Below are 23,300 nucleotides of genomic sequence, written 5' to 3' on the forward strand. Positions count from 1 at the left end.
AAAGATTATATTTCGCAAGTCACTTATCCCAATCTTTTTACTCAGGTCTATCTTTTTTGTGTAACACAGCTGTAGGCATCCTATTAACAAACCTTGTAAGTCACTTTGATAAGCAAATTTAAGCAGCCTACATGCACATAGAAAAACTAGACCTCATAAATATTTAAGAGCTGAAATAAATTGTGATAGAATTATTAAATTCGCCTCTTAATAATTTAGAAATATGACATTGAATAAGATATTCTTACTACTTATATTTATTTTATTATATCTAATGCCAAACCTATCAGCTCAAAAAAAAGAATTTTGGTGGGGTGGAGGAGTGGCTTATCAAGTGCCTACAAACCTAATGGCAGATAAAGATTTTGGTTTTGCCACAGTAGCTAAAGGTGGAGCTGGCTTTTTTGGTACAGGTACTTATTTTTACAATCCGCAACTGTCCTTAACAGGCGATGTGGGCTATAGTTTCTTCCCAAAAGATAAGGAGTTTTGGGATGTGAATAATTATGGCGATGTGAATATGACCTATCAAATGTTGAGTGCCACATTTCAGGGTAACTTTTATTTGAGCGAAGGAGAGGTACGCCCATACTTTGGAGCCCTATTTGGTTTTTATTACTTAATGAATAAAATGAGCTTTACATCTAATAATGAAATCAGTAATCAATCAAAATCTTATAAAAGCAACGAGCTTCAACCCGGAATGGGCTTAGAGTTTGGAACTCTAATTCAGATGGCTAAGAAAGAGAAATTATCCATCTCTCTCCGTTTCTCATATATCCCAAATATCGAATCGAAGTATTTACCCGATGAGCAAATAACCATTAACCCACACGGCAAACAAAACCATTGGGGCTTAGCGCTTAAATACTATTTTGCAGGTAAACGCTAAAGCCTATTTGATATCTTCAAGTTGGGCATCTATTTTTTCGGTAAGTGTTTTAAAAGCCTCTTTGTCGTTGATAAAGTCTAATTCATCAATATCGATTATGAGCACCTTACCATCCGTATATTCATTTATCCAATCTTCGTATCTGTCGTTTAAGTGCTTTAGATAGTCCACTCTAATATTACTCTCGTAATCACGACCTCTACTTTTAATTTGATCAACTAGTTTTTGTACCGATGCTCTAATGTATATTAATAAATCAGGAGCCTGCACTAACGAATTCATTAGTTTAAATAACGATGAATAGTTATCAAAATCTCGTTTGCCCATTAAGCCTAAATCAAATAGGTTGGGCGCAAAGATATAGCCATCTTCATAAATAGTTCTGTCTTGAATTACGGTTTTGCCAGAGGTGCGAATGCTATTCACTTTAGAAAAACGATTATTTAAGAATTGAATTTGAAGGTGGAACGACCACTGCTTCATATCTTCATAAAAATCTGCTAAATAAGGGTTGTCATCTACCTCTTCGTAGTGCGCATCCCACCCATAATGGTCAGATAAAAATGAGGTTAATGTAGTTTTTCCGGCTCCAATATTTCCTGCAATGGCAATGTGCATTATAATTTAATTTAGATATACCCAATACAAATAGATAAACGATAATAGGATTCTTTTTTAATGGCGCTTAGCTATTTAGATTTTGTACTTTATTTATTATTTAATGTTTCGAGTTCTTCTATTATTTTTCTGTTGTTTGATAAGCGAGGCACCTTGTTTTGTCCGCCAAGTTTATCGTGCAACTTAAGCCAATCTATAAATAAATTACTTCTTCCTTTTTGTATTAAAGGAAAATCAAGTGTTATATCATTATATCTTTTGGCTTCATAATCTGAGTTCACATCCTGAAGTTTTTGATCTAAACTCTGTGAGAATAGCTCAAAATTATCGGGCTCTTTTTCAAACTCAATAATCCACTGGTGCTTACCTTTATCTTCAGTACTCATGTACATTGGAGCAGCCGAGTAATCTTTAATAACGGCATTGCTTTGTTGGCAGGCATGCTGAATGGCAGTATCTGAATTCTCAATAATGAGTTCTTCGCCAAATGCATTGATAAAATGTTTTGTTCTGCCCGATATAATTATTTTGTGCGGGTATTTCGATGTAAATTGTACTGTATCTCCTATTCTATAACGCCATAATCCACCATTGGTAGTTATAATAATGGCATAGTTGGTATTCAACTCTACTTCATCAATAGTTAAGGCCAAGGGATTTTCCTTTTCCAATTCACTCATCGGAATAAATTCATAGAAGATACCATAATCAAGCATCAATAACATTGAACTCGAAGTAGGATCATCTTGAATGGCGAAAAATCCTTCGGATGCATTATAGGTTTCGAGATAATGCATTTTACTTGATGGAATAAGCTTTTTGTATTGCTCTCTATAAGGCGCAAAATTGATTCCTCCATGTATAAAAAGCTCTAGGTTGGGCCAAATATCAAGCAAATTGTCTTTGCCAGTTACCTCAAGCATATGCTTAATTAGCACTAAAAACCATGAGGGAACTCCGGTTAGTGAAGTCACATTTTCATTAATAGTGGTTTCGGTAATTTTCACTAATTTCTCCTCCCACTTATTCATTAATGCAATGGATTGTTCTGGTGTTCGTATTAAGTTTACCCAAAAAGGAAGGTTGCCAATTAATATGGCAGATAGGTCGCCATCAAACGAATCGTTTCTAAATTGGTTGAGTTGTTGGCTACCACCAAGTGTTAAACCTTTTCCTTTAAACATCTCGTTTTCGGGATAAAGTTGGTTGTAAATAGCCAATACATCTTTGCCTCCTTTATAATGACACTCTTCTAATGAGCTTTTAGAAACTGGGATGTATTTACTTTTAGATGAGGTTGTACCCGATGATTTAGCAAACCATTTGATATCCTCGCCCCATAAAATATTCTTTTCTCCCTTGCGAACCCTATTAATTTCAGACTCTAAGCTTTCGTAGTTACGGATGGGTACTCTCTTCTGAAACTCGCTTATGGCCTTAATTGTATTAAAGTTAAATTCTTTACCTATGGCTGTATGTTCAGCTTTCTCTAGTAAATCGAATAATTGATTGCGTTGCACATCAGCAGGCCTACTTTTAAACTCATCAATTTGAGTGAGCCTTCTGTGGTTTACCAATGATATTATCGAATTGAGTATGGGCATAAATAAAAGTTTTGTGAGCTAAATATAGTTAATTTGCCTCTATCCAATGTCAAATTATGATGAATAATGCTTCTATTAGCTATGAGTATATTATTTTAGCAAAAAATACACTGAATGAATTATTTCGATATTATTGTTGGCGTAATATTAATTATTGCATTGGTAAAGGGTTTTAAGAACGGACTAGTAATTGAACTGGCCTCATTAGCTGCCCTTGTTTTGGGGGTAATTGGAGCTATAAAGTTTTCTGATATTACAGAAACATGGCTGCTCAATTACTTCAATAGTAACTATATTGGTTTAATATCTTTCTTAGTAACCTTTATTGCCATTGTAGTAGCTGTACATTTAGTTGCGAAAGCTGTTGATAAGTTAGTTAAAGCGGTTGCCTTAGGTACCATAAACCGAGTGTTGGGAGCCGTTTTCTCCTTGGTTAAAATTGGTTTTATAGTGAGTATTCTTCTTTCCGTATTCGTAAGTTTTGATCGTACATTTGATATCATCCCGAAAGAAACCCGAGAATCCTCAATTATTTATGAGCCCCTATCAGAGTTTGCACCAAGCATTTTCCCTTATCTTAACTTTGATAAAAGTGCGAAGGATAAACTAGAGGAAACCATTGGAACAGTTGTTTAAAAGCGACCATTTTTTCCCCAGAACCAGAAGAATTTGAATGCTATAAATAAATGCTCATATAGAGTTGGGATTAATCCATAGTACTGACTCATTATTTTAAAGCGCTCTTTCAAACCAGCTTTAATATTCTGCTTGGTAACACCACCATCTAAAAATAAGGACAGGGTTAATTGTGTATTTATGATTTGCGTAGCTCTTTTAAGTGCAATTAAGCACCATTCAAAGTCGGCAGAGAAGTGATATTTTAGATTATACAAATCAACAATGCTTCGTTTTACAATAAAGGATTGATGACTGACAAGCATGCCTTTTTTAAAGCTTTTCCAATTTAAGTTTTTGGGAGGTTGTAAACGTCGATTGCCAATTTTATTGCCGTTTTCATCAATCATGGTAGTATCGCCATAATAGATGTCAGCATTTTGGGCTAAATTAAAAACCTTGCTTAAGGTATCAGCTTCAGCTATTTCATCGCCAGCATTCATAAACCACAGGTAGTCTCCAGTAGCCAAATGAATACCCTTATTCATGGCATCATAAATACCATTATCTTTTTCGCTGATCCATTTTATAACGGAGTTGCTATGTGCCTTTATAACTTCGGTAGTATGATCAGTAGAAGCGCCATCAACAATAATATATTCGATGTTTTTATAGCTTTGAGCGGCAATGCTTTTAATGGTTTTATCAAGATCGTTTGCAGCATTATACACAACGGTTATAATACTTATTGTGGGCAATGTGTTCATTGGTATTATTTGTTATTAAGCACTTTGTTGTAAAGCTTATGGTACTGTTCAGCTACAACGGCATTTGCATAATTTTTTAAAACAAAATCACGCGCCTCGGTTTGTAATTCATCAATATTCTGATGTTCTAATACACTAATAATACCCTTGGCAAGAGCGTCACTATCTTTTACATTGGCTAAATAACCCGTTTTATTGTGCTGTATCATCTCAGGTACGCCACCTACATTAAAAGCCACAACGGGCGTTCCACATGCTAAAGATTCCATTACTGTATTGGGCAAATTATCTTGTAGCGAAGGCAAAACAAATGCGTCTGCAGCATTGTATAGTTTTATTAAGTCGGTTTTGCTTTTTATAAATTTAAGATTATGCGTTTTATACGGAAACGAGTCTAATAGTTGTTTATCTGTTTTACCAAATACAACCAGTTCCATTTTGTCATTCCATTTGGGATGGTTTTGCTTAATGTAAGCTAAAGCCTCAAGAAGATATTTAATTCCCTTGCGCGGTTCGCTGCTATTGGCGGCCCCAAATAAGATTAGTTTTTTTCGGATAGGAAGTTTAAAGCGTTTTCGGCACTCTTTAAAATCAAGAGGTTTAAATAAATCGGTGTTAATCGGATTTGGTATAGATATAACAGGTTTACTTTTAAGAAGCGTACTATCCAAAGCCAAATTGCGTAACCAATTACTACAAGTAACCATATTTAAATTCGCATCTTCCCAAATTTTATGCTTGTGTTTTAATATACGATAGGATAAATCCTTATCACTTGGTTTCTTTAAGAAAGGGCAGTTTCCGCAGGATTCAATATACTCAAAACACGAGCCTGAATAATGACAACCGCCGGTAAAAGGCCACATATCGTGCATGGTCCAAACAATAGGCTTGCCCAATTTAAATATCCTATTAAGTCCTTTTAATGATAGGAAACCATGATTGATCCAATGCAGGTGTATAACATCTGCTTCTTGTACTAATGGATGATTTACTATATTCTCGCCTGAGGCAGCGGGAGAGAAAGTGTAGCGTACGCTTTTATCCTTTTCAAAAGGTAAAAAGGATACCCTTTCTGCTACAAATTTACCAAACGAGCGTTGTTTGCCCTTGAAAGAATTACTGAGACTATGCACACCCAATTCAGATTTGGCACTATCCTGCACCAATAAATTAACTTCTACACCATGTTTTTTTAGTGCCTCAAATAAGCGAAAGGCAGCTACTGCTGCACCACCTTGAGTTGCTGATTTATTGATGAGTAGAATCTTCATAGCTTATATTTTTTAGAGACAGTAAAACATAAGTTACAAAATAATATACAATTTTGCCTACTTAAATATATACTGCGCAAATACTCTGTTAGCGTTTCGTTCTAAGTTTATTATGGTCGCTGGTGTAATGTAAGCCTTTACTTTCTTTACGGGCCATAGCCATTCTGATGGTTAAATATCCCACGTTTATTTCGTTACGCAGTTCACACAACTTACGTGTAACTGTTGAACTATCGAATAAACTTTCTGTTTCGCGGTAAATTAATTCCAGTCGGTCTAAGGCTCTTTTTAAACGAAGGTTAGAACGTACAATGCCCACATAGTTGCTCATTATTTGCTCAACCTCTTTGTTGGTTTGCGTAATTAAAACCAACTCTTCAGCGTGCGAAGTACCTTCATCATTCCAATTGGGAATTTTAGTTTTAAACTCGGTCTTAGCTATTTTTTTAATGGCATGTTTGGCCGAGAAATCAGCATAAACAATGGCTTCTAATAAAGAGTTTGAAGCCAATCGGTTGGCACCATGTAAGCCCGTTGATGAACATTCGCCAGCCGCATAAAGATTTTTAATGGAGCTACGTCCCTTTTTATCCACCTTGATTCCACCACATAAATAATGGGCAGCAGGTACAATAGGAATCCAATCTTTGGTAATATCAATGCCTAACTCTAAGCATTTGTTATAAATCGTAGGGAAGTGGGCTTTTGTTTCTTCTGCATCCTTGTGGGTTACATCTAAAAATAAGTAATCTTCACCCGTATTTTTCATTTCGTTATCGATGGCACGCGCTACAATATCACGAGGAGCTAATGAACCACGCTCATCGTATTTTTTCATAAAAAGCTCTCCATCGCGGCGACGCAATAAACCACCGTAACCACGCATGGCCTCAGTAATTAAAAACGAAGGACGTTCTTTGGGATTGTATAATGAGGTAGGATGGAATTGTACAAATTCCATATTTTCAATAATGCCTTTGGCTCTATAGGCCATCGCAATTCCATCGCCAGTAGCAATAGTTGGGTTTGTTGTAGTTTGGTAAATATTACCAATACCGCCAGTGGCCATTAAAGTTACCTTAGCTAAAACGGTATCTACTTTTTCTGTTTCCTGATTGAGGAGGTAGGCACCGTAGCATTCAATATCATCGCGCCAGCGATAAGTAATTTCGCCAAGGTGGTGCTGTGTAATAATATCAACGGCAAAGTACTTGTCGTTAATTTCAATGTTAGGATGATTTTTAACTTGCTCAATAAGGGCACGTTGAATTTCAAAACCCGTATTGTCTTGATGATGCAGAATGCGATGCTCAGAGTGACCGCCTTCGCGATGTAAATCGTATCGCTGATCATTGGCTTTGTCAAAGTTGGTTCCCCAATCAATCAGTTGTTTAATCTGATCGGGCCCATTTTCAACCACCATTCTTACTACATCTTTCTTAGAAAGATGATCGCCAGCAATCATGGTATCTTCAATGTGTTTTTCAAAATCATCAGGTTCATACATCACTGATGCAATTCCGCCTTGAGCGTACGAAGTATTCGTTTCTCCTATTTTGGTTTTACTTACTACGAGCACTTTACCGTGATCTGCAACTTTTAATGCAAAACTTAAACCGGCAATCCCTGACCCAATAACCAAAAAGTCAACTTTTTTTCTCATCCTAATTGTGTAAACAAAGGTTTTCCTCGGTGCAAATATATAAATAAGATTAGAGCCAAACAGGCTAGAGCAGAACAAATAGCTATAGATCGTATCTGAATATTCGGAAAAACAGATTTTTAGCTTATTTTTGCACTCTGAAAAGCAAATCCAATGATTTTGGTAAGCTTTTGTTACATTTTGAATTAAAATTTTGGAGGTGAGTGCAAATGCAATTACCATCCTATATTTATATATTGGATATGGCTCAAGAAGATGTTTTTAAAAAGTTAGTGGCCCACTGTAAAGAGTATGGGTTTGTGTTTCAATCAAGTGAAATTTATGATGGACTAGGTGCCGTTTATGATTATGGTCAGCTTGGTGTTGAATTAAAAAACAACATTAAAAAGTACTGGTACGATGCCATGGTGAAGCTAAACGATAATGTAGTTGGTTTAGATTCTGCTATTTTTATGCACCCTACTACTTGGAAAGCTTCGGGCCATGTTGATGCTTTTAACGATCCTTTGATTGATAACAAAGACAGTAAGAAACGTTACCGTGCCGATGTTTTAATCGAAGATTTAATTCAAAAGTTTGAGGTTAAAATTGAGAAAGAAGTAGCAAAGGCGAAGAAGCGTTTTGGCGAATCTTTTGATGAGGCACAGTTTAAAGAAACCAATCCTCGCGTTTTAGCTAACCAAGAAAAAATTACTACTATTCATACGCGTTTTGCAAAAGCATTAAACGATAATGATTTAGAGGATTTAAAACAAATTATTGTTGATTACGAAGTAGCTTGTCCTATCTCGGGAACTAAAAACTGGACTGATGTGCGTCAGTTTAACTTGATGTTCTCTACAGAAATGGGTTCTACGGCCGATTCATCAAGCAAATTATATTTACGTCCGGAAACGGCTCAAGGTATTTTTGTAAACTTCCTGAATGTTCAAAAAACAGGTCGTATGAAAATTCCTTTCGGGATAGCACAAATTGGTAAAGCATTCCGTAACGAAATTGTAGCACGTCAGTTTATTTTCCGTATGCGCGAGTTTGAGCAAATGGAGATGCAGTTCTTCGTTCGTCCGGGTGAAGAGATGAAGTGGTTCGAGTACTGGAAAGAATTCCGTATGAAGTGGCACAAAGCCTTAGGAATGGGCGATGAGAGCTACCGTTACCACGATCACGAAAAATTAGCGCACTATGCTAATGCAGCAACAGATATTGAGTACCGTATGCCATTTGGTTTTAAAGAGGTTGAGGGTATTCACTCACGTACTGATTTCGATTTAAGTTCGCACCAAGAGCACTCAGGTAAAAAGCTACAATATTTCGATCCTGAGTTGAATAAAAACTACGTTCCTTATGTGGTTGAGACTTCAATTGGTGTAGATCGTATGTTCTTAAGTATTATGGCTGGTGCCTACACCGAGGATGTTGTTGAAGATGCAAAAGGTAAAAAAGAAACGCGTGTTATGCTTAAATTACCACCAGCATTGGCTCCGGTAAAAATGGCGGTTCTTCCTTTAATTAAAAAAGGTGGTTTACCAGAAAAAGCACGTGAAATTGTTAATACTCTTAAGTTTGATTATAACTTACAGTACGACGAAAAAGATAGTATCGGAAAACGTTACCGTCGTCAGGATGCTATTGGTACGCCTTTCTGTATTACTGTTGATCACGAAACATTAGAGGATAACATGGTAACCATCCGTTACCGTGATACTATGGAGCAAGAGCGTGTTGCCATTGCTGATTTAGAGAAAATACTTGAAGAGAAAGTAAGCATGAAAAACTTATTTAGAACTATTGTTTAGCACCTAGAATCTAAGGTATATAAATAGAGGATGATCATTACTGATCATCCTCTTTTGCATTGGTCTTTTATTATAGATTAAGTGTATTTTTTATTGTTCCTGCTTTGCAAAGGAAACAATAGACTTTTTAAAATTACTGAGCTCTTCATAATTGATTATAGTTTTAAATGTTTCGTCCGTACCATGACGGAAGAAAGATAGTTGGTGACCATTGTGAATTAGCTTTGCTAAAAATCTAAAATATGGATGTACAAGGCTGTTGTTTGACATGTCTTCAATTGTGTCAATTGCAAATAAGATTTCTTTTTTTTGTGTCATAATAATTCGGGATATGAATGATTAATAATGTGTATGTGTGTATATTCTATTAATTTTTCAGTTTTAACTTGTTAATCTCCATTGAATTCTTTCATCTGATGATTTATAATAAGTGGTTTTACAGACATTTTTTAAATATTCACAGTACTTTTCTCTTGATAAGCTATATTTTCCTTATAAAAAGAGATGACACTGTTGTAGGATAATAATATTGGAACTGTTTCAGAACCTAAGTATTCTATTGACTCTCCGATTATCGAGGCTTTAATACCTAATAAATACAAAATTCGTAATAGCTTTTTATCGCACTCAGCAAAAGCCATATTATTTTTGTGTTTACAAATTGGTTCAACAGCCATAACCATTAGCTGCTTTAAAAGAGAAGTGTCTGTTACTCCTTTTTTTATAGCAAATCTTCCAATGTGAAAAATATCTCCAGTATCTGAACTTACCTTATTAGCAATTAGTAATGGATCTATGCCAAATAGTTTCTGTATCGGTAATATATCTCTATGATTCCATTTAACTATTCGTATTGACCCAATTATTGAATTGTTGCCATCTGTAGAAAAATATATTTTTGAATTGTCAAAGAAATTTAACTCTTCCTTAAAGATAGAGTTGATGTCTTTGTTTATTTCTAATAAGGATGGGCTGTTTAAATGATGATTAATATTCTCATATACTATGAATTCAGATAGGTCAAATAATTGGTATTTTTTGAGTAATTCTACTCTTTGTACGGTTTCTTTCATGGATTAGGATTAGTATCGTTGTATATAAAATTATTTAATACTAATATATTTGTTCAAATCTTATATTGTATTACACTAAAGTGTGGTTGTAGGTTAATATCTTATAATTCTCAATAAATAAATAACGTGCTATGAATTAGAGTCTATGTTTTGGTTGTATTAATCATAAAATATATCTTGCTGCACTTTTACTTGTGTTTTATTAAAAAGAGAAGTAGAATTTTATATAGATGAACAATGAATTTATTATTTATTTTAAGCTAAAATAACCCAGTGGCTTAATCGTAAAGTAGTTGTATAATTAGCAAAGGAAATGACAAATATTGATGATTTTTTTTCCTCAAGAAATAGTATTAACCATACTGAACAAGAATTTTTAGATAATCAACCTACCTATTTAGAGGCTTTTAAGGCAATGGCTAGGACCACGTATAATAGTATATACGTAATTGATTATCAAAATAAAAAATTTGAATATGTATCAGACAACCCGTTATTCTTATGCGGGCACTCTGCCAATGAAGTGCAAGAGATGGGATATGCTTTTTACTTTAAGTATGTTGTAGAATCTGATTTGGATTTACTTTTAAGAATAAACAATATTGGCTTTGAGTATTATGAAGGTATACCCATAGAGCAAAGAAAAGAGTATATTATATCATATGATTTTCATATAAGAAATCAGAATGATCAAGTTATTTTAATAAATCAAAAGTTAACGCCAATTATGCTCGATAAAAATGGGCGTATGTGGAAAGCTTTATGTATTGTATCCTTATCCTCAGAAAGAAGCTCAGGAAATATCAGAATATTTAAGAATGGAGAAAATGTTTTTGCCGAGTATAACGAAGAAGGTAATTTTTGGATGAAGTCGGCAAAGGTAATATTAACCGACCGAGAAAAAGATATTCTGCATTACTCGGTCAGGGGATTAACCATTAATGGTATTGCTGAAAAGTTATTCCTTTCGCCAGATACGATAAAGTTTCACAGGCGAAAATTATTTGATAAACTTGATGTTTCAAATATCTCCGAGGCAATTTCGTATGTTGTTAGTAATAAGTTAATTTAACTGTGCATTAATGTTGATAAGTAAAACTCAGGAAATACCTTTACATCTTTATTTGTGGCAACATTAAATAATACATGGGTACATATACCTCCAAGCATCCAACTAGCAATGGATAGTTGAGGAGGAGAAAGCTTTTCTTTCTCGTTCTTATACTTCCAAATAATTTCTTCTAACCACTCTTGTTTGTTGCCCCAATATTTAAGGTAACTTGAGGCGTACTCAACCACATCAATTTCGTTGAAGCGCTTATTGGGTTTGGCAATGCTTGATAGGGAACATCCTCCAGGATCGATGATGGTGATTAAACCTCCCCATCCTAAATTATAAGGATGAAGTACTGGAATTTGCAATTCTTGACAAATGGAATCAAATAATAGGGGAACATCAGAGGAAAAATCCAAAGCATTGATGGCAATCTTATGGCCTTCAATAATTCCACGCAGATTTTCCGTAGTTAAGTAGTAATCCAGAACGGTTATTTTTGCTGTTTTATTAATTGATTGCAACCTGTTTTTTATGGTATCAGCTTTACTTTCAGATAAGTCGTCTTCTGTATAGTTTTGTCTATTTAAATTGGTGAGCTCAATAGTATCACCATCTACAATTGTTATATTCTCAAAGCCTAACCTTAATGCACATTCGGCAATAACACTGCCAATGCCACTTCCACCTAGTATTATAGGAATATCCTTAATCTTCTCTTGTTCTTCTGGGGTAATGTATAATCTATTCCTATCATATCTAGTTTCCATATTTTGTGTTTTTGGCGCTGTAAAAATAGTGCTTCCTCTATCTAATTGCACTACCCGTTCTTGTGGTTTAGTATTATTTTGTCTGAAATGAATTAAGATATAATACTATGAAAAAAGAGTGCTGTATAGTTAAATAATGTGGTGTTTCTATGATTTAATCCCACTAGTAAATTGAAATAATTAACGAGATTTGCGGCCCACAAAAATATCTTTAATGCATACATCAAAATCCGCGTTATCTTGTTTACTTTTCGTACTAACAGCTTTTTGTTCTTTTGCTGAAGCAAATAAGAAAGACCGTTTGTATTTTGTACAGAATAATACAACTCAGGTTGTTGAAGGAAACCATACGCATATTTCATTACAGAAAGCACCATTTGAAATACAATTTTATAACCACCTATATCAGCCTAATATAGGCTTGCATCATTCAATGCGCATTACAGCGTTCTACAATACAGAACAAATTCCGGAAATGAAAGAGGGAATGCCAATTGCCGATATTCCTTGTTTTAAGCCGGGTACAAGTATGGCGCTAAGTACTGATGGTTGCTATCATGGGGTAAGGTGTAATGCCGAAGCACATGCTTATTTGTTTTATACTGATGCCGAATATAATAGGCTTCGCTTAATAAAGAAAAAGAAGAAATTGAGCAAGTTTAGTTTTTCGGTTGATACCATAAGGGTTTATCATTTTGAAGAGGATGCCATTTCAGAAACTTCTATAGATGTTATTCACTTGGCTTGGGTAAAAGATTTGAATCAGAACGAAGTGTTAGATGAAGGCGAATTCGGTGTTGTTTCAATACATTTTTCCGATAAAAATAATGATCAACAAATACCTTATTGGAACCAACAAGATTCTGTTGGCAGAAGCCCACTTCATCGCTTAATGTTGCGAGATATGAATAACCTTAAACGAGCTCGCTTAATTCACGAAGCTCTTTCGTTCTCCACTACTGATCCGAATCTTAAGGATTCGTATGGTAATACAGCACTGCATTATGCCATGGTTAATGGCAGTACGAATTCACACTATTTTGCACCCCACTATAATTATTCCGGATGTCCCGATGGTCTTTGTGTGCTTGTTTTTTTAGATGACAAAAGGGTAAATCCTAATATCAAAAATTACTATTTTCAGTACACGCCATTGCAGTCATTCTTGGCACTATCCGAATGTGGAGTTAATAGATTAACTCCTTTATCGCTCCTTTTTATGAAGGTGATTAATGAGAATGCTCAATTTAATAAAGAGAGTAGAGATGCCGTAGGAATGAGTGCCTACGATTATGTATTGAAAAGAAGTTTTATGAATAATGAAACCGGAGGCATAGTAGAATTGCTAAAACCAGAAACCAGTTTCAATGCAAATGTAGCTGACGAGATGGTAAATTTTCTTACGCAGATAGATTTCAACACTCCGCTTTCCGACAGTACTTTCTATTTAGAGAATACTCAAACGTTATTGGATTACGAGGTATATCCTAATACTTTTACAGGAGGTCAAACCATATTTCATTACCTGTGCGATGGACGATTTCGCCCCTATGGCTATAGTCACGAAGAAATCATTGCCAACTCCAGACTGCGGGCATTGGTGCTCACCAAGCTATTCGATAGTCCTAAATTAGAAATTAGTTTGGCCGATTCTGAGGGAAATAATGCCTTGTTCTATGCCATTGATGATTGTAACCCTATTATTCTATCAGCACTTTTGGCACATCCCGATATCGATATTTATCAAATCAATAAAAATGGAAATACACCATTAATGAAGCTTCTGAAGAACGGAATTTCAAGTACGCGAATGGAAAATTGGGAGGCATGTTTTAAAATGCTAACTGCTCAGTTTAGTTCAACACATGTATGCGTTAGTAGCTATAATGGAGAAACTTTATTGGATATAATGGATGACTTCATTTTAAAATATGATTATAGATCGATGAGCTCTGTCGTCGAAGTGGTTAAGGATTTTCGGAATAAGCTGATTCCTTCCAATTAATACTGGAAATTTTTTGATATTGAACTAGTACGTTTGTCGACTATTTGATTCAGCTTTTGTTGGATAAGAAAAAACTACAGATAAACTCAATAATAGATTAACTTTTCTTATAATTGCGCTCGCTGTTATATAGCCATTAGTATGATGTTATAAGTCTAGTAAAGCGGCCTAGAATAAGTACGTCAGTAATCTTCTACTGCACAGTAGATTTATCTTTCTTAGATTTGGAATACAACGATTATAAAATTACCATGAGTGTTGCTCAAATAGTGTCCCGACCAACTCAACATAGGAGCTTTTTCAAAAAGTATAGTATTGTGAATAAAGGTGCATTGCTTCTTTCAATATTTTTGTGCTTTTTTTTTAGTGCCAGCGCACAAATGTGTTTAACCGATGTGGAGATTGATAAACTAAACAAGTTAAGTATTAGCGACTACATACAAGCTCAAATAGACAAGGATATTAAAACCTTTTCTGAAGTTAAACCTTCGTTGCAAACAAATTCGAATACGGTTGGCTTCCAATATCATGAGCGTAAATACATTGTAAAAGATTCCTTGCATAAGGTATGGTCGCATTATGTAAATACTAATCCTGCAAAGGCATGGAATACAAGTAAGCTTAATTTTGGCTTCATGTATTGTAAAAATGCAGACCAAATGGTTTATCCCAATGGGCATGTTGATAAGGTTGAAGAGGGGCAGGTGATATACTTGAATTTGCTATTATTAAAGATTAAAAACCTTGCAACAGCATTTGAAATAATCACTTTGAATGAGTTGCAGAAGGTGATGGCATTTAGTTATGTGGATGATAATATTACGAGAGGTAAGCAGCAGCTTAATTTTGAGCAAACTGCTGATGGCCATACAAAGATTATTCATCGAAGTTATTTTAAGAGCAAATCAAAAATCAGAGATCGCTATTTCTATCCCTTTTTTCATACGCGATTAACCAATAGTTATCATAAAAATATGAAGAAGTTGTTCGTAAGGGGAAGTGCATGATCATTATCTTATTAAAGCTGTAATTTAAAGACTAAAGCTCTACCAAAACTGAAGGATGGGATAATATCTTATGCTGAAATAACTTAATTCAAAATGATCTTGCAAAAGGAGTAGTTGTGCTAATTTAGTATTTCCATTCTTACTTATTAATGATTAATATTGTAAGACCTATTTTATCTGAATATTATTATGGCTGTACATATTATCAATTCCTCAATAGATCAGTTTTATCAAATATTAGAAGAGACTTGTACTAAGGTTGATGAGTCTAACTATGTTGTAAATGCAGAGGTAGGTTCAGGCAGTTTTAAACGTTATCAAAAAGCGCATTGGGATTTATACATTGGCCACTTTAAATTAAAGCAGGATCTTCGTTTTCAGCGTTTCCCAGATACTAGTAAAATAGGTAATTATAGTATTTCTTTTCAAGCTTTCTCCAACGACTTAAATACGGATACTTGGTTGAAACCTGAAATTAAAAAAGCAAGTGAGGGTATTGTATTCTATTCAGCGCAATCTACATTAAATAGTATCTGGCTTAAGGATATTGAATGTAGCATGGTTTACATGTCGTTTAACGAGGATTGGATTACAGAGATTGAAAATACTTTGAGATTCCCCAAAGTAATTGGAATAATGCTAGCAGAACGACCTAATCCCACATTCCACGTTCCATTAACTAGCGATATTAGATATTGCCTTCGTCAGATGCTTTACCTACCAAAAGATGTGCAAGGAGATTTTGAATTTCCATACCTCTACACTAAGAGTGTTGATTTATTTACACAGGCAGCAAGTGCAACTATGCTTCGTGCAAGCCAGCAATTAGAAAAGAATGCCATTCATCCGCAGGATCTGAACCTGCTAGAACAGGTAAAGATTCAGCTTATTAACATGTATCAAGAGCCTCCTACATTGAGTGAGTTGGTTGATGCAACCGGGATGAGTAAAAGTAAACTGCAGCGATTATTTCAAAAAGCCTATGGTACTTCTGTTTACCAGTTTATAAAAAACGTAAGACTCGATAAAGCTATGGAACTTCTAATGCAAGGTAATTCGGTTAGCGAGGCAGGATATGATGTAGGCTATTCATCTATTCCGAATTTCTCTTCTGCTTTTAAGGAGCGTTTTAGTTTAAATCCAGGAGAAATCCAATCTAGGTAATTCTGTTTTATACCAGTTCATATCAGAATTTAAGGGCTATATATTAAGAGTTTTATTGCATGTTCTGAGTGTCCGAGGTGATTTCTATATATAAGCGTAAGCTATAAGCGAATAGTTCGTTATTAGAATGTGGTTTTTCTTATGTTTGTATTTATGGGTCATGTCAGGCTTGGCCTCTTTACAAAAGGCTTTTGTTTTATTTGGGACTTTAGTAAGACTGGCTAGCTGAGAGCTTTGCTCTTAGATCCGCCAGCCGCACTTAAGTTTCAAATAAATAAGAAAGTTTTTTGTAAAGCAGCCTTGAATTTCTTTGCTTACGTTTCTTGCTTCAAGGCATCGGGACGATTAAGAATTGAGTATTCTTAATTGTTTCAGGATGAAGTTGGGTTTGGGCAAACAGCCCAATACGTAATAATATTTAGGATAACATTGATTGCATATGAATCTTTTCGATATGCAAATAACTTTTTTCGATAAGAAAGCACTACTAGTATGCTTCATCTTTGTAATGTTAATTAGTAATCAATAAAACAAAACATTATGAAGACGTTTAGTAAAATTTCAATGGCATTGGTATTATTAGCAGGTATCTCTTTTACCTCGTGCAATAAAGATGAAGAAGAAATTGTAATGGAAGAACCAATTCAGCCACTTCCACCAACAGCTGAGCAACCTTTGCCGGAAGCACCTGTTGTGTCACCCTATTAGATTATGGTAGGCTAAAAAGCCCCAAAGAAATTTCCAGGGGCTTCATGATTAACTTGTTATTGAAGGATTTGTATGGTTGCTCTTCTTAACTGCATATATAATTTCAATAATAGATAATAAAAGTATTGTAGTAAGTAGATTAACCATAAAATTATATAGATATGAAACAGATTATTTTCAGCACATTACTAGTGTGCATTTCTTTGGTAACTTTTGCCCAAAAACCAAATATTGTTGTTATTACAACAGATGATGTGGCACCTATGGATATATCAGCATACCATAGAGGATTAGGGGCAGTTAGTACGCCAAATATTGACAGAATTGCTGAAGAAGGGATGATGTTAAGCGATTTTTACGCACATCCGAGTTGTACCGCAGGTAGAGCTGCATTTATTACTGGTCAGTATCCTATACGTACCGGACTAACTTCTGTAGGTCAGCCAGGCTCACATTTAGGCCTGCAAGCTGAAGATGTTACGCTTGCAGAGTTATTAAAAGATAAAGGTTACGCCACTGCTCAGTTTGGTAAAAGTCACGTAGGTGATCGTAATGAGCACTTACCAACCGTACATGGTTTCGATGAGTTCTTTGGAGTTCTTTATCATCTTAATATGATGAACCAACCGGAGCAACCAGAATTTCCAAAAGATCCGAATTATGTGGGACGCCCACGAAATGTACTATACACTAAAGCAACAGATGTAGATGATACTACGGTTGATCCTCGTTTTGGTAAAGTAGGCAAACAGACTATTGAAGATCGTGGAACCTTATTTGCTGATAGACAAGCTACTTTTGATGATGAGGTACTTGAGATTTCAGAAAACTGGTTAGATAAAGTAACGGACGAAAAAGATCCATTCTTTTTATGGTTTTGCCCTACACGTATGCACCAAGAGATATTTGTAAGCGATGAGTGGGCAGGTAAAAGTGGCCATGGAAAATATTCAGATGGATTAATGCACATGGATTACTTAATTGGTGAGCTATTAGACAAATTGGATGAACTTGGTGTAGCAGATAATACAATTCTATTATTTACCTCAGATAACGGTGTAAACCTTTCTCACTGGCCAAGTGCTGGAGCAGCTAGTTTCCGTGGCGAAAAAGGAACCACGTGGGATGGTGGTCATAGAGTACCTATGTTAGTGCGTTGGCCAGGTAAAGTGCCTGCAGGAGAATATAGTGGCGAATTATTTACTGCTGAAGATTGGTTGCCAACTATTATGGCTGCTGTAGGCGAAGACGATATTAAATCAGAGCTTAAGGAAGGAAAGAAAGTAAACGGAACTGAGTACAAAGTACATATTGATGGTTACAACCAGATGGATGTAATTACCGGCAAAGGAAAATCAAACCGTCGCGAGTTTTTCTATTTTGGTGAGAACGATTTAAATGCCATTCGTGTTGACAATTGGAAAGTTCATTTGGCTTTAAAAAATGAGTGGGTAAAAGATAGAGAAATATTACCAGCTGGTATGATTGTAGACATAAAACTTGATCCTTATGAAAGATCACCTGAAACACCAGGTCACTTTCTATGGCAAAAAGAGAAAACTTGGATTCTTCCTCAAATTGCAGGACCAATTATGGAATTCAATAAAAGTCTACAAGAGTTTCCACCACGTCAAAAAGGAGCTGGTTTAGGAGCTGCTGCTATCATGAATCAGATTAACAAAGCAATGGATTCGAATGCAGGTATCGATACACAAGGAGTAAAAAAACCTACTAATTAATGTGATCTTAACTAGGTAGTATAAAATAAATCGGATGTATTAACTGGTTTATTACTGATCAAGTGCAGCATAAAGTAAAGAAGAACTGTTATTCATTGCAGAATAACAGTTCCCTCCCTTGCTTAAACCATCGTCTATTATAACGTATTTAATAAATATTGATATGACACAGTTAATAAAAACCAAGGTTAAAACAACATTTTTGTTATTGGGTTTATTTACTGCTATGATGGTTTGTGCTCAGGAACAGACTGATTCTATAGCGGTAAGTATAAAAGAGGAAAAGCAAAAAAACGTTTCTTTTATTCCATTGCCAGTTATTTCATCCAATCCTACCAATGGGTTTATGTATGGTTTAGCGCCAGGAGCTACTTGGTTTATGGGTGATCCAACAACAACAAGTGTGTCGTCGGGTCTAGGGTCTGTTATTTATACCACAAATAAGCAGTTAATATTAACAGCTAAAACCAATATATTCACAGAGAATGATAATTGGAATTTTTTAGGAGATTGGCGTTACTTTATTACTTCGCAACCAAATTATGGTTTGGGTACAGGACCAAGTTCAAACCAAGTTGTTGACGCAGGTTTTGAATACGAGGATAATATGTGGAGTGCACCCATTGATGGAGCTCAAATGTTAGAGTTTAACTATATCCGTTTTCATGAAACAGCGATGAAGCGCTATAAAGATACCCGTCTTTTCTTAGGAGTAGGTTATCATTTAGATATTCATTCTAATATTCAAGATAACCTACTCGATTTAGAGAGTGAAACGCCCGTATTAACAAGTCATTATTTATATAATACAGCGCATGGTTTTTCTACAACAGGCTATACTATGTCCGGAGTCTCCCTTAGTGCATCCTACGATAGTCGTGATAATACCACCAATCCTTACTCAGGAAGATATGCATACATTAACTTCAGAATGAATCCAGAATGGTTGGGTAGTGATCAGGGGTCAACAATGTTATGGGCCGAATACCGCGATTACATAAATTTAGATAAAAATAGACCGCGCCATATGTTGGCATTCTGGACTTACGCATCATCCGTTACTTCAGGTAATGTTCCCTATTTAGATTTACCAGCATTGGGTTGGGATCAGTTCGGGAAATCAGGAAGGGCTTATACCAAGGGGCGCTTTATGGGCGAAGACCTATGGTATGCCGAGATGGAGTACCGCGTACCTTTGCAGAAAATTAAAGATACATTTGGGGCAGTTGCCTTTGTAAATGCTACTTCGGCCAGTAATAGAATGAACGATGTTCATTTATTTGATCATGTTGATATTGGTGCAGGAGTCGGTTTACGTATCATGATTAATAAAAAGCGTAAAACAAATTTAACGCTTGATTATGCCTGGGGTCAATACGGAGCTAGTGGGTTCTATCTTGGTATTAACGAAACATTCTAATATTATTTCATTTTTTATATTGTAAATAAACAAACCTAACCCTAATTCTTTTCTCACTTTCAATACCTCTGTGCAAAAAGGGGTGTTTTTTCTAGAAATTCAAATAAGAGAAATTATGCGTTTTAAAAATATAATTTATTCAAGTGCTATATTATTTGCGGTATTCACATCGTGCTCGCCTAAGACAGAGAGTTGCAAAAGTAGCTCAGATCCTAAAAAAGCCATTATGAATACTGTAATTGCACAAAAAGATCCGATAATAAGTGTAGCTCCAAATCTTGAAATAGCAGCCATGGGCGACTATGCTGATGCCAAATCAATAGGTACCTTGGCATATGAGTGGGGTTATGCAATGGTGCGTATGGAACAAGCTATGCGCGAATATATCGATGTGCCTAACCCTAAGCCACAAACCAGTTATCGTGCACCATTAAACGAAATAGGTTGGGCTAGGAGACTACCTACAGCAGACGATAAGGATATGCCTACAGCAAATAATGATACCTATTACATGAGTGCAGTTGTTGATTTAACTGAGCCTTACATATTAGAAACTCCAGATACAGATGGACGATATTATGTGGTAAATGTTTTTGATATGTACCACAATTTAACCGAGTATATTGGAAAAAGAAATACGGGTACAAAAGCTCAAAAAGTGGCTCTTGTGCCTCCGGGTTGGACAGGTAAGTTACCTAAAGGCGTTACAAAAACAGTAACATCAAATACAAAGAAAGTATGGCTTTGGGGTAGGGTACACGTACTCGAAGGTGAGGATGTTGCAAAGGTACATGGTTTGCAAGATCAGTTTGTGTTAAAATCTTTAAGTGAATTTGGTGGTAAGCGTAATGTAGTTAAAACAACTACTTTACCTGCTATGCCTGAGTATCCAGTAACAGATTCTTTACGCTTTTATAAATACCTTGCTTTTGCAATGAGTCAAAACGAAATACTAGCGGATGATAAATCTTTAGTGGGACAATTAGAGCGCATTGGTATTAAAGATGGTAAATTTCATGAGTCGGAGCTTAACGAGCATCGTTTAAGAGGATTAAAAGAAGCTGCAGTTGATGGACCATTAGCAATATTAGCTTCTATGTATTCATCTTCGTTTGTTAATAACGGTTGGAACGTAGCCTTAAAATTAGATAATTATGGTTACGATTTCTCTTTCCGTTCTCTTATTGCAGGTCCATATTTAGGTGGTCAGGGCGAAAAAGAAGCCATGTATCCAATCCGATTCACCGATAGTGATAACAAACCTGCATTGGGTGTAAATACTTATAAAATTCACTTTGATAAAGAACCACCAGTAAATTCTTTCTGGTCCTTAACTCTTTACGATGCTACCAATAAATTATTTGTTGATAATGAGTTAAATCGTTATAAGTTTAGTTCAGAGTCTGAAGCACTAAAAAGAAATGAAGATGGATCGTTTGATATCATTCTTCAGAATAAAAAGCCAGAAAATACCGATAACTGGTTGCCTGCTCCGGAAGGAAATTTCTATCTGATTTTAAGAATGTATGAGCCTAAGCAAGAGGTTATTGATTTAAGCTATCAATTCCCACAAATGGTTAGGATGAACTAAATCAGATTATTTATTAGGGTTGCTCATTAAATTATACATTATGGATATGAAAAATATAAGCTTAACGCTATTAGTCATTTTAATGGGGCTTAGTAGTTGTCAGCAGACAAGAAATACTAAAGAAAGTTCTACCAATAATAAATTCAATTCCATTGAGGAACAAGTAGCCTACCAACGTGCTTTTGAAGCCGTGGTTTGGGCTACTCCTGCAACGGCTATTTATCGCTTGCGCGAAGGATTTTTAGATGTACCTGGGGTAGACGATAATGTGGTTGTGGCCTATTCGAAGCCGGCATTATCTATACATAAAGCCATCACAGCAAATACGGCAACACCATATATCACCGCTTATACTGATTTACGTAATGGCCCAGTTGTTTTAGAGGTTCCAGCCGTAAGTGAAAAGGCAAGTTTATACGGTCAAGTTGTTGATGCATGGCAATCAACAATTGCAGGTGTTGGCCCTTCGGGTGCCGACAAAGGAAAAGGAGGGAAGTATCTATTAATACCGCCCAATTACAATGGTCCTATTCCAGCATCGGGTTATATTCCCGTGCAATCCACTACGTATCGCTTGGCGCTTGTTTTTCGTTCAATACGAGGGAAAAATGCTACCGATGAAGATGCTTATGCCTACACGCAAAGTATGAAAATGTATTATTTGGGAGATAAAACCACAGAAACAAAATTTGTTGATGGAATACCTCATAAATTAAATACGCTTCCGCGATATGATTATAGAGCCTTGGAAGATATTCATGCTATTTTTAGTGTGGAGCCAGTTCTTGAAAGGGATAAAGTGATGATGGGTATGTTGGCCTCTATTGGTATTGAAAAAGGAAAACCCTTTAATCCAACTCCGCGCATGAAAGAGATCTTTGATATGGCTGCTAAAGATGCTTATGCCTATATGCACAATTTAGTAGATCAACATCATACAGATGGATTGTATTGGGAAGATAGAAACTGGAGTTTTGTGATGCGATCAGATAATGCTGATGGTTTCGAATTTGTATCAGAAGATCAAATTCAATTAGATAAACGTGCTGCTGCGTGGAGTTTCTTTACTCTTTATCCTAAAAAATTAGGAGAACGTCCCGCTACTGTATATTTAGCGCCAACTGCCGATGATGCGGGTAATGCTTTAGAGGCAGGTAACTTGTATAAAATAACTATTCCTAAGGATATACCAGCTAAGCAGTTTTGGTCTGTAACAGTATATGATGATGTTACTTGGGCATTTATCGATAATGAAATGGAACGTTCTGGTCTGGGTTTATTTAATACCCCGGATATGCAAATGAATGAGGATGGCAGTGTTGATGTATATTTTGGTCCGGAAGCGCCTAAAGGATTAGAGTCTAATTGGGTTCCAACAGAAGGAAAGAAACCATACGTTTGGTTACGTTTATATGGGCCCGATGAGGCATTTTGGGATAAGTCTTTTGTTATGCCAGATGTACAATTGGTAAAATAAACATCTTTTGTTGTATAGTGTCGTTGTTAGCCAACTGGCTAATAACATTGTGTTATGTATGTG

Annotated in this window: 20 protein-coding genes; 12 read left to right on the plus strand and 8 right to left on the minus strand. The window is 35.6% G+C overall.

The annotated features are described in order from the left end of the window. Window positions 1-223: 223 nt before the first annotated feature. Window positions 224-892: a hypothetical protein gene (locus tag A8B35_RS08470; RefSeq protein WP_075602695.1), complete on the plus strand. Its 669-nt coding sequence runs from the start codon at window positions 224-226 to the stop codon at window positions 890-892. Window positions 893-895: 3 nt separating this feature from the next. On the opposite strand, the gene A8B35_RS08475 is transcribed toward A8B35_RS08470, so the two are convergent. Then, entirely contained in the window at window positions 896-1,510 is a 615-nt protein-coding gene (locus A8B35_RS08475) for a deoxynucleoside kinase (protein ID WP_075602696.1), read from the minus strand. Window positions 1,511-1,599: 89 nt separating this feature from the next. Next, window positions 1,600-3,114: a GH3 auxin-responsive promoter family protein gene (locus tag A8B35_RS08480; RefSeq protein WP_075602697.1), complete on the minus strand. Its 1,515-nt coding sequence runs from the start codon at window positions 3,112-3,114 to the stop codon at window positions 1,600-1,602. A 114-nt stretch (window positions 3,115-3,228) separates the two neighbouring features. Here A8B35_RS08480 and A8B35_RS08485 point away from each other — a divergent pair, with 114 nt between their 5' ends. Beyond that, the gene (locus A8B35_RS08485; RefSeq protein WP_075602698.1) at window positions 3,229-3,750 is read left to right on the plus strand and encodes a CvpA family protein; all 522 of its coding nucleotides are present in this window, start codon (window positions 3,229-3,231) and stop codon (window positions 3,748-3,750) included. On the opposite strand, the gene A8B35_RS08490 is transcribed toward A8B35_RS08485, so the two are convergent. The 3 genes from A8B35_RS08490 to nadB form a co-directional block, all read right to left on the minus strand. Next, complete coding sequence (locus tag A8B35_RS08490; RefSeq protein ID WP_075602699.1) at window positions 3,747-4,496, minus strand: glycosyltransferase family 2 protein; 750 nt, start codon at window positions 4,494-4,496, stop codon at window positions 3,747-3,749. The genes A8B35_RS08485 and A8B35_RS08490 overlap by 4 nt on opposite strands. A 5-nt stretch (window positions 4,497-4,501) precedes the next feature. Next, on the minus strand, window positions 4,502-5,770 hold the full coding sequence (locus A8B35_RS08495; protein ID WP_075602700.1) for a glycosyltransferase family 4 protein: 1,269 nt from the start codon (window positions 5,768-5,770) through the stop codon (window positions 4,502-4,504). Window positions 5,771-5,858: 88 nt separating this feature from the next. Then, the gene (gene nadB, locus A8B35_RS08500) at window positions 5,859-7,433 is read right to left on the minus strand and encodes an L-aspartate oxidase (RefSeq protein ID WP_075602747.1); all 1,575 of its coding nucleotides are present in this window, start codon (window positions 7,431-7,433) and stop codon (window positions 5,859-5,861) included. A 209-nt stretch (window positions 7,434-7,642) separates the two neighbouring features. Here nadB and A8B35_RS08505 point away from each other — a divergent pair, with 209 nt between their 5' ends. Beyond that, window positions 7,643-9,229 (plus strand): glycine--tRNA ligase, encoded by a 1,587-nt coding sequence (locus A8B35_RS08505; protein ID WP_245820779.1) that lies wholly within the window; start codon window positions 7,643-7,645, stop codon window positions 9,227-9,229. Between the two features lie 90 nt (window positions 9,230-9,319). On the opposite strand, the gene A8B35_RS08510 is transcribed toward A8B35_RS08505, so the two are convergent. Both A8B35_RS08510 and A8B35_RS08515 read right to left on the minus strand, forming a co-directional pair. Further along, window positions 9,320-9,547: a hypothetical protein gene (locus A8B35_RS08510; protein WP_075602701.1), complete on the minus strand. Its 228-nt coding sequence runs from the start codon at window positions 9,545-9,547 to the stop codon at window positions 9,320-9,322. A gap of 131 nt (window positions 9,548-9,678) precedes the next feature. After that, window positions 9,679-10,302, minus strand: coding sequence for a hypothetical protein (locus A8B35_RS08515; protein WP_083634380.1), 624 nt, complete (start codon window positions 10,300-10,302; stop codon window positions 9,679-9,681). Window positions 10,303-10,615: 313 nt separating this feature from the next. Here A8B35_RS08515 and A8B35_RS08520 point away from each other — a divergent pair, with 313 nt between their 5' ends. Then, window positions 10,616-11,374: a response regulator transcription factor gene (locus tag A8B35_RS08520; protein WP_075602702.1), complete on the plus strand. Its 759-nt coding sequence runs from the start codon at window positions 10,616-10,618 to the stop codon at window positions 11,372-11,374. On the opposite strand, the gene A8B35_RS08525 is transcribed toward A8B35_RS08520, so the two are convergent. Next, window positions 11,371-12,126: a ThiF family adenylyltransferase gene (locus tag A8B35_RS08525; protein WP_075602703.1), complete on the minus strand. Its 756-nt coding sequence runs from the start codon at window positions 12,124-12,126 to the stop codon at window positions 11,371-11,373. The two genes, A8B35_RS08520 and A8B35_RS08525, sit on opposite strands and share 4 nt — an antisense overlap. Window positions 12,127-12,340: 214 nt before the next feature. Between A8B35_RS08525 and A8B35_RS08530 the strand changes: the two genes are divergently transcribed. From A8B35_RS08530 to A8B35_RS08560, 8 genes are all read left to right on the plus strand, one after another. Further along, entirely contained in the window at window positions 12,341-14,131 is a 1,791-nt protein-coding gene (locus tag A8B35_RS08530) for an ankyrin repeat domain-containing protein (RefSeq protein ID WP_075602704.1), read from the plus strand. Between the two features lie 317 nt (window positions 14,132-14,448). Further along, a complete protein-coding gene (locus A8B35_RS08535) occupies window positions 14,449-15,138 on the plus strand; it encodes a hypothetical protein (RefSeq protein WP_075602705.1) in 690 nt (229 codons plus the stop codon). Window positions 15,139-15,327: 189 nt separating this feature from the next. Continuing rightward, entirely contained in the window at window positions 15,328-16,302 is a 975-nt protein-coding gene (locus tag A8B35_RS08540; RefSeq protein ID WP_075602706.1) for a helix-turn-helix domain-containing protein, read from the plus strand. A gap of 540 nt (window positions 16,303-16,842) precedes the next feature. Continuing rightward, window positions 16,843-17,010 carry a hypothetical protein gene (locus A8B35_RS23285; RefSeq protein WP_171973175.1) on the plus strand — a complete coding sequence of 56 codons (168 nt, stop codon included), beginning with the start codon at window positions 16,843-16,845 and terminating at the stop codon, window positions 17,008-17,010. Window positions 17,011-17,171: 161 nt separating this feature from the next. Next, window positions 17,172-18,749, plus strand: a complete 1,578-nt coding sequence (locus tag A8B35_RS08545; protein ID WP_075602707.1) for an arylsulfatase — start codon at window positions 17,172-17,174, stop codon at window positions 18,747-18,749. A 163-nt stretch (window positions 18,750-18,912) separates the two neighbouring features. Next, the gene (locus tag A8B35_RS08550) at window positions 18,913-20,169 is read left to right on the plus strand and encodes a BamA/TamA family outer membrane protein (RefSeq protein WP_075602708.1); all 1,257 of its coding nucleotides are present in this window, start codon (window positions 18,913-18,915) and stop codon (window positions 20,167-20,169) included. Window positions 20,170-20,395: 226 nt separating this feature from the next. Continuing rightward, entirely contained in the window at window positions 20,396-21,760 is a 1,365-nt protein-coding gene (locus A8B35_RS08555; RefSeq protein ID WP_171973176.1) for a DUF1254 domain-containing protein, read from the plus strand. 40 nt (window positions 21,761-21,800) lie between these two features. Beyond that, entirely contained in the window at window positions 21,801-23,237 is a 1,437-nt protein-coding gene (locus A8B35_RS08560) for a DUF1254 domain-containing protein (RefSeq protein WP_083634382.1), read from the plus strand. Window positions 23,238-23,300 lie beyond the last annotated feature (63 nt).

Source organism: Saccharicrinis aurantiacus, assembly GCF_001660705.2.
In the GTDB taxonomy this organism is placed as follows: domain Bacteria; phylum Bacteroidota; class Bacteroidia; order Bacteroidales; family Marinilabiliaceae; genus Saccharicrinis; species Saccharicrinis aurantiacus.